The following is a 15245-nucleotide window of genomic DNA, read 5'->3' on the forward strand; positions in this document are numbered from 1 at the left end:
GTTACGTACCGCTTTGTCTTTTGGGGCCGACGGGGGGTGCATCAGGATGCACCTTACCAGTGTAAGGCGGAGGTGCCCTCCGCCATGCTTGCTTAAAAGGTTCAGCCCGTGCGCCCGTCAAACGCTCGTACAGCGATACCTGCATCCTCAAGCATGCGCCGCACGTTAGCTGCGATTTCGACGGCTTCTGGCGTGTCGCCGTGGCAACAAATACTGTCGATTGGCGTTGCGATGTGCGTTCCGTCATCGGTGATAATCGCTTGGGCCTTAACCATTTCGACCATGCGTTTCCCCGCAAGATCGGCATCGTGGATCACAGCACCCGGCTTGCGTCGGTCCACAAGTGTCGCATCCGCATTATAGGCCCGGTCCGCAAAAATCTCGCACGCAAAACGTGCACCCAATTTTCGTACTGCCCGTTCTTGTGCGGTGGCCGCCAGAACCATAACGATCGCATCCGGATGCGCCGACAATGCGGCTTCGTAGCAGCCAAGGGCCATTGCTTCATCTTCGGACGTCATGTTCCCAAGTGCGCCGTGCAATTTGATGTGGCGTACCTCTGCCCCAAGCGCACGTGCCATGCCAAGGCTTGCCCCAACTTGACAGCGGATCGAATTTTGCAGTGATGCCAGAGGCATATCAATGCGCCGCCGCCCAAATCCTTGAATGTCCGCAAAACCGGGATGTGATCCGATGCCAACGCCTTTTTCCAGCGCAATTCCCATAGTCGAGGCCATGACATCTGCGTCCCCCGCATGTGCGCCACAGGCGATATTGGCTGAGGTTACAGTGTTCAAAAGGGCTGAATCATCGCCCATGGTCCAAGGGCCAAAACTCTCGCCCATATCTGCGTTTAGGTCGACTTGCATATTCCGTTTATCCTTCATCCAATGGCGAATGCATGGCAGAGACCACGCCGCCAACCAGTTGATAGCTCAGTAAATCCTGTATGTCGGCCGGGTCACGCACCAATGGAGTGACTGCGCCAGACAGTTTTCGTAATTCTGTATTGGCGCGCGCCTGAATGGCGGCTCCGTCCTCAAGTGATACAAATTGAAACCGCAAAGCCGCGCCGGCAGGGGCCTGTGCAACACGTGGCAGATCGCAGGGTAAAACTGTCCCGATGCGTGGGTAGCCCCCGGTGGTCTGGCATTCGGCCAACAGCACAAAGGGCGTGCCGTCGCCCGTGACTTGGATGTCGCCAGGGACGATCACTTCGCTCACGATGCTAAGGGCCTTGGGGTTCGAAAACCCTTCTCCGTCACTGTCCATCCGCACGCCTTGTCGGTTGGCCCGGGGGTCGCGGCGAAAAGTTGTGTCTTCAAAGCGGTTGCGCACGTCAGCGTCAAAATCAAGCGTTTGCATACTGGGCACGATGCGCACCGTACCACCTGTCAGGCGGGCATCCGTCGCGATGGTCATGCCAACATCGGTCCCTTTGTCTTGTCCGACAGGCAGCACATCACCTTTTTGGAGCAACGCCCCTAGACCACAGGATAGGTGCGCCGCTCGTGAATTCAAAGCATTGTCTGTGTCAAACCCTCCGCCGACATGTAGGTATCCGTAGGTCCCTGATCGCGTCGGGCCAATTGTTAATGTCGACCCTTTGGGCAACGCGTGACTGGCGTTCCATGCCAAGGTGGCACCATCAATTTGCGCCGTCATTACAGCACCTGTTAGGGCAATGCGCAGGTCCTCGTTGGCCTCAAAGGTTCCGCCAGTTCCGACCATTTCCAACACGGCGTGATCGGCAGTTTGGCGCAACAACGCAGCGCCTTCATGCACCGCGCGCAGATCTGCGGCACCACCGCGCGTCAATCCCTTGGCCAGATAACCCGGCCGCCCTAGGTCCTGAACCGCAACGCCGGGCCCTGTCTGAAGGACGTGTAGCCCCCTCATTCCAACACCTCGCGCAGTGCGCCGCCTGAACCGTCACTGTTATGGGCCTCGATGCGCAGCAGCTCGCCTTCGGTGATGGCCGTGAATTGTACTTCGTCGCCGGGCGACAATGGAAACGGGGTATCACTGTGTGGACGAAAGCAGGCAAATGCCGACTGCCCTACGTGACGCCAGCCGGTGGGTGTATCTTTGGTAAACAGGCAAATTTGGCGCACGGCTGCGACCAGTGCACCGGCGGGAATGTTAGGCGTCAAACCGACCTGACGCGGGATGTTCCATGCCTCGCCCAAGGTGCCCAGATAGGGTTGCCCCGGTGCAAAGCCCAAGGTCAGAACGCGCAGGCGGGCGGATGTCAAATCTGCTTGGGCCTCGGCGACACTGCGCCCGGCGGCCTCTGCTGCTTCGGTCAATTGTGGGGCACGATCGCCACCAAACACCGCAGGAATGGTCCATAGCACGCGGCCGCTCGGCAACGCTGGGGCGCTCCAGTCACGCGAGGCCAACACGTGTTCCAACCGGTCCTTGAGATCGTCAAATCGATACTCGGACAGATCGACCCGAAAGAATGCGGACACTAGCGTGCTACTGCTTTCCGCGACCTCCGGCCAGCCAAGGGCGTCTACCTCGCTGCGAAAGGCAATTGCCGCGCGGTTGGCGACATCGGTGGCCTTGTTGTCGAACGTGACCAGTAAGCCGTTCAAACCAACAGATTGGACCTTAGGAACAAAGGAAGCATCTTGCATGCGAGCAACTCTAGCGACTGTGTTTGCGGCTGCAATTGCTTTAAAGGGGGTCGCGCAACCAATTGTCATCAAATGACAGCGCACTTACCCCGGCAAGGCGTAACATCCGGTCCAGTTCGCTTTCCAAAGCACGTTGTCGCCCCTTTCCCCAGCGCACGCCGGGTTCGGGCCACAGCGCACGCACGCGCAAGGTATCGTCGGCGCGGAAGGCTTTCATGTCGATACGGCCAACCAGCCTGTCCCCTTCGAGCAAAGGGAAAACGTAATAGCCATATTTGCGTTTGGGTTCGGGCACAAAGATCTCGATCCGGTATTCAAAGCCAAACAGGCGTTCGGCCCGTTTCCGGTCGCGCAACGCCGGGTCAAAGGGGCTGAGCACCCGCAACCGAGACGTCGGATCAATAGTTTGGGTTGGGCAGTCCGGCAAATCAGGCCAAGCATAGGCGGGGCGTTCGACGCCATCCACTCCGGTGATATTGACCTGAATGATCCGACCTGCCGCCAATGCTTCGGTGCACCACTGTTTTGCTTCTGCCGGGGTGATATGCGCCCAGAACGCGGCCAACTCACCATGGGTGGCAAAACCCAATCGATCCAGCGCTTCGCGGCAGCACCAATCAATCGTTTCTTCGGTGTCGGGGGCATTGCCCATCGCGGTTTGGTCAATCACCCTTTCGGTAAGGTCATAGTATTTTTGAAAACCCTTCCGCTTGACCACGGCCAATGCACCGGTGCGCCACAGATATTCGAGCGCGGTTTTGGAGGGGTGCCAGTCCCACCACCCGCCCGATCCGCGTTTTTCGCCCTCGCCCACTTGCGACGAAGAAACGGGTCCTCGTTCGCGGATCATGTCGAGAACTGTTTGAAATTGTGCCTCGAACCCTTCGCGCCGCCAATCTTTCCAACGGCTTTTCAAAAGGGCAGCGTCACGTTCGCGCCGCATGTGCCAATAGGGGTAAAACGCCATTGGCACCACAGCCGCGTCATGTGTCCAATGTTCGAACAAAGCGCGGTCGCGTTCATATAATTGCGTCAGTGATTTTGGGCGATACCGTGGCTTGCGTGAAAACAGGATCATGTCGTGGGCGCGGGCCACGGTGTTGATGCTGTCAAGTTGGACAAACCCCAACCGTTTGATCAACGCGAGCAACTCCGCGCCATGCGCTGCACCTTGCGGAGTTTCAACAAGCCCATGGCGGTCCATAAAGACACGCCGCGCGCCCGCATTGCTAAGGCTAAAGGGTGTCACGGACGCCTGTTGCGGCGCAAGGTATCACCAAAGGAAATCTTGGGATCAAGTGTGATGTGTTGCGGGTCCGTTTTGCCGGCCGCATGATCCAAAATGATGTTGGCCGCCGCGCGCCCGATCTCAAGGCGGCAAGCGTCCATCGTTGCCAGTTGACGGGGTAGCCCGTCTAGTAACTCGACCCCGTTAAAGCCAGCAAGGCCGATATGCCCCGGTACATCAATGCCCTGTTCCAAAAGGTACAGCAGGCCACCAGCCCCGATCATGTCGTTGGAATAATATAGAAAATCAAGGTTTGGATTTGAATCCAGCATCGCTTTGGTCATCTCGCGTCCTTTAGCGAGGGCCGAACCGCCAGAGTAAAAGTCGCGGGCTTCGATCTCAATGCCGGCCTTAGCCAAGCCTTCGGTCAGCCCTTCGAAACGTTTGCGCGCGCGGTGATCGCGGGGCATCGACGTGCCCATAAACCCAATGCGGCTATAGCCTTGTTTTAGGATGGCGCGGGCCATGTCCTGCCCGGCTGCGCGGTGCGAAATGCCGACCATGCTATCGACAGGGTCGCCGTCGGTATCCATGATCTCCACAACCGGGATTGCCGCACTTTCCAACATCGCGCGGGTCGCATCGGAATGTTCCAAACCGGCGATGATGATGCCAGACGGGCGCCAGCCCAGCATCTCGTATAGCACGCGTTCTTCCTTGTCTTGCATATAGTCGGTGACGCCGAAAACTGGTTGTAATGGGGTATTTTCAAGGACCTGATTGATACCGTTTAGCACCTCGGGAAAGACCATATTGCCCAAGGATGGGATAATGACAGCAACCAGATTGACGTGTTGCGACGCCAGCGATCCAGCGATCTGATTTGGCACATAGCCAAGCGTTTTCGCGGCTTCTAGGACTTTGACGCGGGTTGTTTCCGATACATCTCCGCGATTGCGCAGCACCCGACTGACGGTCATTTCAGACACGCCCGATGCGGCAGAGACATCACGCAAGGTAAGCGGTCGTTTGGCGCGATCGGTCACAGGCAATCCTTTTTTGGTTGGCGTATTTCGAGTTAGGGCGAAAAACGTTCCAACTGCAAGAGCACGCTGTTTTACACGGTGTCCAAAAAGGGTGACATCTGATGATTTATCCCCCTTGGGTCATCATTGCCGACATCTGGTGGGGTGACTCATGTTAAAATGTTCTGGCTTGAGATCTTCAATACCAGCCCACGTCGTTGAATATTTTCACGGCTTCGGGGATGTTCTTGGCAACGTTGCTAAGATCGACGGCATCGGCGCGAAATTCGCCCAGTTGTGCCACGCTCGGGCTGAGTTCGACACCGGGGACCGTGGGGAATTCGTCGTTGCCAGCACTAAAGTACTTTTGTGCAGAATCGCTGCTTAGGTATTCGAGAAATAGGATTGCGTTTTCACGGTTGGGTGCGTGCGCTGCGACACCGCCGCCGGATAGGTTCATGTGGGCGCCTTCTGCTTCTTGTGCGGGGAAAATCCAGCCGATGTTGTCCAGCGCTTCTTTTGGCAAACCGTCGACATCGGTGCGCAGGGCGCGCGCAAAGTAGTAAGTGTTCGAAATGGAGATATCGCATTCTCCTGACACGAGGGCGCGCAGTTGGTCAGTATCCCCACCAATGGGTTCGCGTGCAAAGTTCAACACAACGCCTTCGGCCCATTCTTTTGCCTTCTCAGGTCCGTGGTTTTCGATCACGGCCGACAGCAAAGTTTGCGAATAAACGTTTGAAGATGAACGATGGCAGACCATGCCCGCGTACTGTGGGTCAGCGAGGCTCAGGTAATCCAAAGGTGGATTTGGTACATCGGTTTTATCGTAAAATACAATCCGGGCGCGTTGGGAAAATCCGAACCATTGGTTTTCGTTGTCTTGCAGGTTTTCAGGAACGCGCGCATCCAGAATGTCGCTTTGGATCGATTGCAGGATGCCTTCGTTTTTGGCACGCTCTAATCGCGAGGTGTCGACAGTTAGAAATATATCTGCTGGGGAATTGCGCCCTTCGAGAGCGATCCGCGTGATCAGTTCGTCACCTTTGCCTTCAAGGCGATTGATGGTGATGCCTGTGGCCTCTTCAAAGTCTGAATACAGCCGTTCATCTGTGTCGTAATGACGCGAGGAATAGAGGTTCACCACACCATCAGCATAGGCCGCCGTGCTGGTAAGCGCGATGGCAGTTGCAAGAGCGAGTGAATGTGTAGGGTGCGTACAAGACATTTTCAAAACTCCTCAGAAGGGTGCATTTGGGCAGGTTGGTTTCACGATTCAAAGAGATGATCAAGGGAAGCTGACAAAATAAGTCAGGATTAGGTGGCAGTGCGGCCTTGCCTAAATTGAAATCTGACAGAGGGGGTGAAATCAAATCTTGACAAAACTTGTCGGATAATACGAAAAGGCACTGTAAGATTTCTGACTGAAATCATCGGAATTATTAAAACGAGGACGATCACGTGAAATTTGCCTTCAAACTCAGCGCAAACACATTGGCGATTTGCATCATGGGTGCCGCCGCATCAGCTGAAACATACGGCCCATACGCCATCACGGAAAAAAGCTATTCCGGCGACAAAACCAACTCGGTTTCCTATTCTGGTCAAGTGGCGCGCAGCGTATTGCTTGATAGTCTTAAGTCCCTAGCTGGTCAGGGCGACGGTGGTGCCAATGCCGCAGAGCTTAAGGCGACAATGATGAAATATTTCGCAGGTACAGAAGAAGACCTGCCTATCATTTCGCACAAGGACAAAGACGGCTTTGACATCAAGCAAAGCACGCTCAACGAGATTTCCAAAGGCAAGGATATCAAGGGCAAGACTTATCAAGGTTTGGTCCCCGGCTGGCCGGGCAACCTGACTGGGCCCGAGGTTCTGGAAGATATGATCGCCCGTGCGTCCGTGTCCAACGGTGGGTTTGACGCAGATACCGGTATGGACTGGGGTCAACTGATCCAAAAGTTCGGCATCGGCGCGATGGGTTTCAACCAAGCCGTTGATAACTACCTTGATGAAAACTTGGCGGCCGACAAGAAGCCCAACAACAGCCCCTACAGCGATGGTGCGGCCTATACCGGCAAAGAACACTCGTGGGACGAAGCCTTTGGTTACTTCGGTGCCGCTGCACATGCTTTGGAACTAAGTGCTGATCAAGCCTATGGAATCAGCAAAAAAGCAGATGCTGCTGTTGCAGATGCAAATGGTGACGGGGTCATCGACCTTAAAACGGAAATGGTATTTGGCAGCGCCTATTATGCAGCGGATGCCGACAAAAGCGGCAAGACGGATTACTTGCCCACAATCATGTCTGCCTTCGTGGAAGGTCGCAAGTTGATCGCATCGGCTGACGGTGCGGCACTGACAGATGCCCAGCGTACACAACTCAAAGCATATGCCGAAGTGATCGAGGCTGAATGGACGAAGGTGCTTGCCGAAGCGACGTTCAAATATGCCGGGAATGTCTTCAAGGACATCGAAAAGCTCCGTGCGGATGACAGTGATGACGACGCTGAAGCCTACCGCGACTACGTTAAGCACTGGGGTGAGATGAAGGGTTTTTCACTGGCATTGCAAACTGGTCGCGAGAACTTGGGCGGCACGGCCGTACGTCTTAACCGTCTGATCGGCTTTAGCCCTGTCACCTTGGACGAGAGCATCGTGACCAGCGTGGACGGCGATGGCAACTTTGTCAAAGACGCCAAGATGTCCTGGAATGCCTACCAGTTGAACATGCTTAAGGTGCAGGATGTTTTGATCAAGGAGTTCGGAATTGAGGGTCGTAAAAACGATGCGACCGAAGGTTTGGCTGAGCTGATCAAGCAGCTGGATTCTGACAGCGGTGGTGCAGAAACCGACTAAAGTATACTGTATCAAGGGGCGCTTTTCGGGCGCCCCTTTTTTTGACGAGGCTATACAATGGAACTTCTGACAGACATTGGCGCGGTTTTCGCTGATTTTGCGAACCCCAAGAAACGGGTGTTTGTCGGGTATCTTTTCCTATCCATCCTGATCGCGTTGATGTGGCTTGTTGTTCTGCGAAAGTCCTCGGTACGTTCTGCCTTGGCACAGGTCTTTGACCGCTCGATTTTCTTTTCTGGTTCCTCGCTTGCGGATTACAAAATCTTTGTGATCAATCGGCTTTTCACCTTTTTCATTTCACCACTTCTGTTGACACAAGTGGTGATTGCGACCGGCGTTTACATGCTTTTACTGCGTTGGGATGTCATCCCTTGGGGTGCACTGGAAGGTGCGCCGCACAGTGTCATCGTGATCGCGTTTTCGATGGTTATGTTCGTGGTTGATGATTTCACGAAATATCTGATGCACCGATGGATGCACCGTTGGCCGATGCTTTGGTCTATTCACAAGGTGCACCATTCTGCGACGACACTCACGCCCGTGACTGTTTACCGGGTGCATCCGTTCGAAGGCATTCTTTACGCATCCCGCAGCGCGATCGCGCAGGGCAGTGTGATTTCGGTCTTTTACTTTATGTTCGGCGACAGGGTCGATCTGGTGACTATTGTCGGGGTGAATATTCTTGTTTTCTTTTTCCATGTGACCGGGTCGAACCTGCGCCACTCGCACATCTCGATCCGGTATTGGCCGTGGTTAGAACGTATTTTAATTTCCCCGGCGCAACATCAGCTTCATCATTCCATCGCCAAGCGCCATTTCGACAAGAATTTCGGCGTCGCGTTAGCGATCTGGGATTGGGCTTTTGGTTCTCTCCATCTATCAGAGGACGGTGAGAGTGAAAAACTGACCTTTGGTTTGGACGACCATGAAGGGAGCAGTGATACGGACCTCAAGACGCTGTACCTTGGTCCGGTCTACGAAATTGCGCGACGCACGGCTGGGATTGTTTGGCCGTGGCGGCGACGCCCGGCGGGGCCTTCTGAAAAACCCGCTGACCCTTGATTGGCCTTTTGGGGAACTAACGTGTTGCCCCTTGCATGTGTGTGTTCGCTGCCCGGGTTGGGGCCGGAGTTCCAAGCCGTTCTGGTAAGCGCAGGTATACTCGCTTTTGGCTCAACCTTGAGAACACGTCTTAGTAGCTGCGCGCCAAGCCGAGAGTTGCAGTTCTTGAATTCCACTGTGCCAACTGAGTGGTTTCAGGGGAAAACCTTGCTGTGGTAGGGGAAGATGTATTTGGCTTTGGACTGGGTCAGGCAGTCCCAAAATGAACTGGAAGAAGCCCTGTTTTGCCGTGGCAATTGAGGTACCTGAAATCCGTTTCTTGATCTAAAATAAACACTTCATGATAGGTGCGCAGCTCTAGGTCGTCTTGGTACTTTGTCCGTTCCGCTAGCGCGCGTGTATAAATCGCAAGATGGGTTGGGTGTTCATGCGCCCATTTTTCGAGATGGGCGAGCGATTGGAAGTGACCCATGGAAAAGCCCTCAGGGGCACTATTCCCTTGATCATCAACGACATCAACTTGGCGTAAATTCAGACACCCTGATTCCTCAGGATTATCGCGTAAATAGTCCATTCCAAGATCAAGCTTGGGCTTGATATTGGCTTTGTAACTGTCGTGCTGTTCTGGGCCACAATCGGCCCATGAAACGCCGGATCTGATGATGCATGTGTTCTTGGGGAGTTTCAGATTGATCAGTTGACCACGCGTGTTGTCACGTGTGGCGTAAGCGATCGGCAGAGTTTTTTCGCCCTTAAGCGTATCGAAAGCGGACGCAGGAATACGGTCACGTGCTGCCCCCCAATACCCACTTTCGTCAACTGGATGTATTGTATGCATCGGGCAGGCCGACAGGCCGCGAATAGGGCGAGTAAATGCTATCGTTTCGCAGTGGTCCTTCGACACACAAAACGCTTCCCAAAAATACCCCAAAGGCCCGTTAAGATGGGCAGTATCCGTCCACCACGATGTGATTTGTTCGCACGACGCCCACGCCTGATATTGTGCTGGGTCTGTCCAATATGCCGTCGCGAAAAATGTTGGCACGCCCTGTGGGTCAACATATTGCGCGTAATCACAGTGGTTTGGCCCATCGGCTGTGGACAAGAGCGATTTGGCTAAGGCTTGAAAATTAATGAGGTCTTCTGCTGGCGCCTCGTTCGACTGTGCGCCGAGATAAAGCACTTGGACCTTCTGGGTGGAATCCGCGAGGCGGGCTGAATATCGCTGCGCACCCGCAATATGACCCTTTGGCTTCTTCATTGGGATCGTGCGTTTTCTTGCGTGATGTTCGGACAAGCCTAGTGCCTCAAATGATGGATTTGACCACCTTAGTCTGCATTGGGGACGTCGGTTCCGCAATGCGGAAGCATCATGACGCTGCGCATTTCATGGTGAAGTATCTATTCACAGCCTTTAGAATGCAGTTGTACACCTTATAGGTGGTAACCATGGCAATCGGTCGAAATGGAAGGGCCGTATTTTGAAATCAGTGACAACAACGATCAAGCGGCAACATTTACGCGACATTCGCAGCAGCAACCGGGCGCGTATCTTACAGGTTTTGCGCGAACCAAACCCGATTTCGCGGCAAGAACTGGCAGAACGTCTTGAACTTACTCCAGCCACGATGTCGCGTATTTCAAAGGAACTGATCGAAGACGGCATTTGCGAAGAAGCCCCCCTTGTTCGTAGTGAAACACAGCGTGGACGGCCGGGTGTTGCGCTGCGTATCAGCGCAAAGGGCGGATTCCTTGTCGCGATTAGTATCTCGTCCTTTTCGCGGATGATCACGGTCATTGATATCGCTGGGAACTTGCATCACCAGCAAGCAATTCCAAAACACGTAACGGCAACGGGCAAAGAGACCGTAGATTTTGTCGGGAAGTTCATTGACCAACTCATCTTTGATAACGTGTTGGATCGTCGGCTTATTTTGGGCGCTGTGATGACAATCCCGGGCTCGATCAACGTGCGGTCTGGCTTTCTGACAAAGTCCATTTTGTTGAATTGGCCAAACTTCGCCATTCAAGAACGGTTGTCCGAGCGGTTGAAGTGTCACGTGCGTGTCGAAAACAATGGTGATGCCTTGTGTCGCCATTTCATGGACATGAACCTTGCCCAAAGAGAACAACACTCCAGCGTGTTTCTTGCGCATATCTCTGAAGGTATGGGGGCAAGTATCGCGATCGGTGGGCGCATTGTGCGGCGTTTGGCAGACGAAGGTTGGATCAATGACATCAAGACTCCGCAAAATGAAACATGCGACCAACAAGACCGAAAACTCAGCGATCTGGCTTCAGGACGCGCGATCCTAAACAGCCTTGTTGGGTCACAAAACAATATCTCCAAAAATGGTGTCGAGTTCCCACAAATGCTTGAGGTAGCAGTTGAGGCCTCCAATCAAGGTTCCGATTCTACGAGGGCGCAATTCTTCAACGCGGGCTTCCAATTGGGCCGCAATCTGGTTCCACTGACGATCGCAATTGCGCCTGAGGTCATCGTTCTTGCCGGGCCAGTTTTGCAAGCACAGGCCTATGCAGAAGGGGCGAGTGCCGGTTATAATAAGGCGGCCAATGAGATGGATATTCTACCCAGTAGAATCACGGTAAGCAAAGCAAGCTACAGCGATGCATCAGGAAATTTAGCGCTTCATGATTTCTTGTTGACGGGTGCTTACGGGGTTTAACAAGCCGGAATATGAGAAAACGTTTGCGTCACCCTTTCGTACCTTTACGGACGCGAGGGCGCGAACTGACGGTCTAACACATTCAGTTTGAATGATTTTTCAGATGCCGTTTTGGCAGCCCTCAAGCCCTTTCAGGTCACGTTATTATCCCACTTGACAGATCGTCATTCCGAATTCTATCTTTTCTTACATCATGTTAATAATGTTAAATAGCATGAAAAAGATAATACAAAATTTGTTGTTGTGAGGCGGAGGAGGTCGCGCAGCAAACATTTCCTTGGGAGGGAAAAATGCTAACGAGAAGAAAACTACTGAAGTCCAGTTCAGCCTTTGCAGCAGCAGGTGTTGCATCACCTTTCATCATCACATCCGCCCGCGCGGCTGCTGATCACAAGTTAACATTCGGGCACACCTTTGGTGCGGCGACCGAAAACTATATGATCACTGGCCTGTCGCAGTTCAAAGCAGCCGCAGAAAAATATTCTAATGGCGCGCTCGAGGTTGATATCCACGAAGCAGGCAGCCTTGGCGGGCAGAACGTCTTGCCGCAAAAGGTTCTGACGGGCGCAATCCAAGGGTGCCAATTGTCCACGGGTAACTTCGTGAACTATTCAGATGTCTACAACATCATCGATCTGCCATTCTTGTTTGGCTCTAACGATGCCTTTGAAAACACGATCCAAACCGAACAATTCCGCAACTCAGAATTCCTGAGCCGCCCAGCAGACAGCGGGTTCCAAGTCGTTCCAGGCATGTGGGCGAACGCTGGTTTCCGCGTTTTGGGTATCTCGAACAAAGTTGACCGTGTTGTACGTCGCCCCAGCGACCTTGAAGGGTTGAAGGTTCGCACAAACGGCACACGCGTCGAAGACGTTATGTTTAAACTGACGTCTGCAAGCCCTGTGTCGATCGCTTGGGGTGAGGCCTATCAGGCCATGCAACAAGGTGCGGCAGATGCGTTGAGCGTTGGTTTGGGCCCACTCACGGCCACCAAAATCCACGAAACGCTAAGCAGTGCGACGATGTATGAGTTGAACTTCAACTGCCACATCACGGTTCTTGACCGTAATTGGTACGCGGGTTTGCCTGATGACATCCAAGAAGCGATCATGCGTGCCGGTGCGGAAAGTTACGAATTCCAACGCCAGCAGCAGCTTGCTGCGAACGATGAGATGGTGAAGCTTTGGACAGATGCAGGCATCGAAGTCGTCACGCTGACAGACGACGAAAAGGCTGAATGGGTGTCCTCGATGGGTCATCAGCGCAGCGAATATGACGAGTTGAAAGATGCGTTCGGTCGCGACGCGCTTGAGACCGTCTTGAGCTTACAAAGCTAATCCCTAGAGCGGCGGAGTGGGGCATCCCATTTCGCCGCTGTAAGCCACAGAATTTGCCTTTTCGCGAAAGTAACCGTCCATATGCAAACTGCAACCAGCAGCAACGGGATCATTCGATTTATCGATGGCCCGCTTGTTAAAATCGTTGTCTTTTCAGCCTACGCGTATTTCTTTCTGATCATCCTGACAGAAGTATTCATGCGCTACTTCTTTGCACATTCCACAACTTGGGGTGAGATGACCGCGCGCTATGCGTTTGTTTATTTCGCTTATATCGCCGCCGCTGAAGCGTTTCGTTATGACGAACATATTCGTATTGATCTGTTGCCCAATAAGATGGGCGAAATGGGTCGTAAGGTGCTGGAAACATACAGCGATTTCTTGTGTATCTTGATTTCGATCGCAGTGATTTATTACTCGATCAACCTGATGGAAATCCAGCAACGTGCCAATATTCGGATGCATGCGTTGCCGGTGAATATGTCCTGGGCACAGCTGGCGTTGCCGGTGGGCTGGGGGCTGATGATCATTCGTATCATGCAGCGCGGACGACGCCGCTTTTTCCCACAACTCAACGCAGTCGGGGAGGCATAAGGATGTTTGATCTCAGTACTATGCAGGTCGCATCGGTCGTCATTGTCTTGATGTTGGTTCACCTGGTCATCGGTTTGCCGCTTTTCATTGTCCTGGCGATGGGATCGCTGTCACTGATGATCCTTACGGGTGCGTACTCCCTCAGCAGTTTAAGCACGACTTTGTTTGCGTCCTTAGACAGCTGGGCATTACTCGCTTTGCCATTATTCATCCTTGCGGGGGAAATCATCTCTCGGGGGCGCATCGCTCGCGATTTGGTCGGCCTCGGTGAAGCGCTGGTCGGATGGTTAAAAGGTGGCATGGGTATGGCGACGATTTTTGGTTGCTTTTTCTTTGCTGGCACCAGCGGGTCTAGTTCTGCTGACACGGTGACCATCGGTAAGATCATGGTGCCCGCACTCACTGAACGAGGATACGACAGAAGCTATGCGGCATCACTTGCTGCATCAGGTGGTATTCTTGGTGTCATCGTACCACCAAGCCTGATCTTTATTATCTACGGCATTGCGACTGGTACATCGGTCGGGGATTTGTTCATAGCAGGTGTCGTTCCCGGATTTTTGGTCGCCATTAGCTTGTGCGTTGCAAACTACGTCGTCTGTTCCTTCTCGAGCTGGGGCGCAAATGAACGCACGCCATTCTCGGGATCCAAGGCATTGTCAGCGATTTGGCGGGCGCGGTACGGTTTTGGTGCTCCGTTTGTTATTCTTGGCGGCATCTATGGCGGGTTCTTTACCCCGACCGAGGCGGCGGCCGTGGCTGTGTTCTATGTGTTTGTCGTCGAACTGATCATCGTGCGCGAAGTGAAGTTCTCTGAGATCGGAAGCATCTTTTTGGCAGCCTCCAAAACGACAGGTATCCTTGCGCCGATCATCGCTTTTTCGATTTTGTTTGCCGAGGTTCTAGCCGTGTTGCGGGTGCCGGGTGCAATCGTCGAAGCGTTCACATCGTTTGGTACAGGGCCCTATATGTCCGTGGTTCTGATCGTGGCAATGTTGTTGATCGTCGGTTGTTTGCTGGAACCTATCGCGGCCATCCTTGTGATCATGCCGATCTTGTATCCCATCGGCGAGCAGCTTGGATTTGATCCGGTGCATTTCGGTGTCTTCGTGGTGACGACCTTGTCTGTTGGGTTCATTACGCCGCCGGTAGGGATCAATCTATTTGCGGCCGCCGCCGTTAGTGGAGAACCGTTCATGCGGATCGCACACAAGGCATTCCCGGCGTTTGGTGCGCTGATTGTCGTGTGTTTCATCATCGCGTTCTCACCTTCATTGATCTTGTGGTTCCGGTGATCCCGGACCTGCAACCCTCTTTCAATTCATCACGCAGTGACCCTGCGCATTTTACAAAATAGCCAACTAAAGGAGACATCCAATGGCCCCACCAAAGTCAATCAACCACCTAAAATACGCGGACTTGCCACAGGTTTCACGTGGCATTGGTATCGTAAATCAACCCATCGCAAGCAAAGAGATCGGAGCGCGGTCGCTGCATTCTGGGATCACTGTCATGCCTGCGCACAGCGCGGTGCCGCCCCATATCCACAATGCAGAAGAGCAAGTGACGGTTCTTGAAGGCACCATGCGGATCGTTCTGGACGGCGACAAGGAAGTGTTTTGCAGCAAATACGATTCCACCTTCATTTCGCCCGGTGTTCAGCACGAACTAATCAATGACACCGATGAACAGGTTATCGCGATGGTGATCTACGGCAGCGCCAACGTGAACCGAACCTTCTCTGAAACCGGGGAAACCGTGGAAATTGGGTCCGACAAAGACAAATTTCCAGCCAATTAAACACGTGATGC

The 15245-nt window shown here is 53.4% G+C and carries 14 protein-coding genes; 7 read left to right on the forward strand and 7 right to left on the reverse strand.

Translation table 11 applies throughout. The features are described from left to right. Positions 1-101: 101 nt before the first annotated feature. The 6 genes from ABJF76_RS07905 to ABJF76_RS07930 form a co-directional block, all read right to left on the reverse strand. Complete coding sequence (locus ABJF76_RS07905; RefSeq protein WP_413818827.1) at positions 102-869, reverse strand: LamB/YcsF family protein; 768 nt, start codon at positions 867-869, stop codon at positions 102-104. Between the two features lie 7 nt (positions 870-876). Beyond that, on the reverse strand, positions 877-1899 hold the full coding sequence (locus ABJF76_RS07910; RefSeq protein ID WP_413818826.1) for a biotin-dependent carboxyltransferase family protein: 1023 nt from the start codon (positions 1897-1899) through the stop codon (positions 877-879). Continuing rightward, positions 1896-2642: a 5-oxoprolinase subunit B family protein gene (locus tag ABJF76_RS07915; protein ID WP_413818825.1), complete on the reverse strand. Its 747-nt coding sequence runs from the start codon at positions 2640-2642 to the stop codon at positions 1896-1898. The genes ABJF76_RS07910 and ABJF76_RS07915 overlap by 4 nt, the downstream gene beginning before the upstream one ends. A gap of 40 nt (positions 2643-2682) precedes the next feature. Further along, positions 2683-3891, reverse strand: coding sequence for a winged helix-turn-helix domain-containing protein (locus tag ABJF76_RS07920; RefSeq protein WP_413818824.1), 1209 nt, complete (start codon positions 3889-3891; stop codon positions 2683-2685). Next, positions 3888-4916: a LacI family DNA-binding transcriptional regulator gene (locus tag ABJF76_RS07925; RefSeq protein ID WP_413818823.1), complete on the reverse strand. Its 1029-nt coding sequence runs from the start codon at positions 4914-4916 to the stop codon at positions 3888-3890. The genes ABJF76_RS07920 and ABJF76_RS07925 overlap by 4 nt, the downstream gene beginning before the upstream one ends. A gap of 178 nt (positions 4917-5094) precedes the next feature. Then, the gene (locus ABJF76_RS07930) at positions 5095-6123 is read right to left on the reverse strand and encodes an extracellular solute-binding protein (RefSeq protein WP_413818822.1); all 1029 of its coding nucleotides are present in this window, start codon (positions 6121-6123) and stop codon (positions 5095-5097) included. Between the two features lie 233 nt (positions 6124-6356). Here ABJF76_RS07930 and ABJF76_RS07935 point away from each other — a divergent pair, with 233 nt between their 5' ends. Together ABJF76_RS07935 and ABJF76_RS07940 are read left to right on the forward strand one after the other, a co-directional pair. Next, complete coding sequence (locus ABJF76_RS07935) at positions 6357-7754, forward strand: DUF4856 domain-containing protein (RefSeq protein ID WP_413818821.1); 1398 nt, start codon at positions 6357-6359, stop codon at positions 7752-7754. Positions 7755-7811: 57 nt separating this feature from the next. Beyond that, on the forward strand, positions 7812-8816 hold the full coding sequence (locus ABJF76_RS07940; protein ID WP_413818820.1) for a sterol desaturase family protein: 1005 nt from the start codon (positions 7812-7814) through the stop codon (positions 8814-8816). A gap of 247 nt (positions 8817-9063) precedes the next feature. On the opposite strand, the gene ABJF76_RS07945 is transcribed toward ABJF76_RS07940, so the two are convergent. After that, positions 9064-10077, reverse strand: a complete 1014-nt coding sequence (locus ABJF76_RS07945; protein WP_413818819.1) for a phenylacetaldoxime dehydratase family protein — start codon at positions 10075-10077, stop codon at positions 9064-9066. A 229-nt stretch (positions 10078-10306) separates the two neighbouring features. Here ABJF76_RS07945 and ABJF76_RS07950 point away from each other — a divergent pair, with 229 nt between their 5' ends. The 5 genes from ABJF76_RS07950 (at position 10307) to ABJF76_RS07970 (ending at position 15234) form a co-directional block, all read left to right on the forward strand. Next, positions 10307-11503, forward strand: coding sequence for an ROK family protein (locus ABJF76_RS07950; RefSeq protein ID WP_413819238.1), 1197 nt, complete (start codon positions 10307-10309; stop codon positions 11501-11503). A 290-nt stretch (positions 11504-11793) separates the two neighbouring features. Then, positions 11794-12840: a TRAP transporter substrate-binding protein gene (locus tag ABJF76_RS07955; RefSeq protein WP_413818818.1), complete on the forward strand. Its 1047-nt coding sequence runs from the start codon at positions 11794-11796 to the stop codon at positions 12838-12840. Between the two features lie 81 nt (positions 12841-12921). After that, complete coding sequence (locus ABJF76_RS07960) at positions 12922-13434, forward strand: TRAP transporter small permease (RefSeq protein WP_413818817.1); 513 nt, start codon at positions 12922-12924, stop codon at positions 13432-13434. A gap of 2 nt (positions 13435-13436) precedes the next feature. Then, a complete protein-coding gene (locus ABJF76_RS07965; RefSeq protein ID WP_413818816.1) occupies positions 13437-14729 on the forward strand; it encodes a TRAP transporter large permease in 1293 nt (430 codons plus the stop codon). 82 nt (positions 14730-14811) lie between these two features. Continuing rightward, a complete protein-coding gene (locus ABJF76_RS07970) occupies positions 14812-15234 on the forward strand; it encodes a cupin domain-containing protein (RefSeq protein WP_413818815.1) in 423 nt (140 codons plus the stop codon). Positions 15235-15245: the final 11 nt, after the last annotated feature.

Origin of the sequence: Tateyamaria sp. (assembly GCF_039940735.1) — a bacterium.
Taxonomy (GTDB): Bacteria; Pseudomonadota; Alphaproteobacteria; order Rhodobacterales; family Rhodobacteraceae; genus Tateyamaria.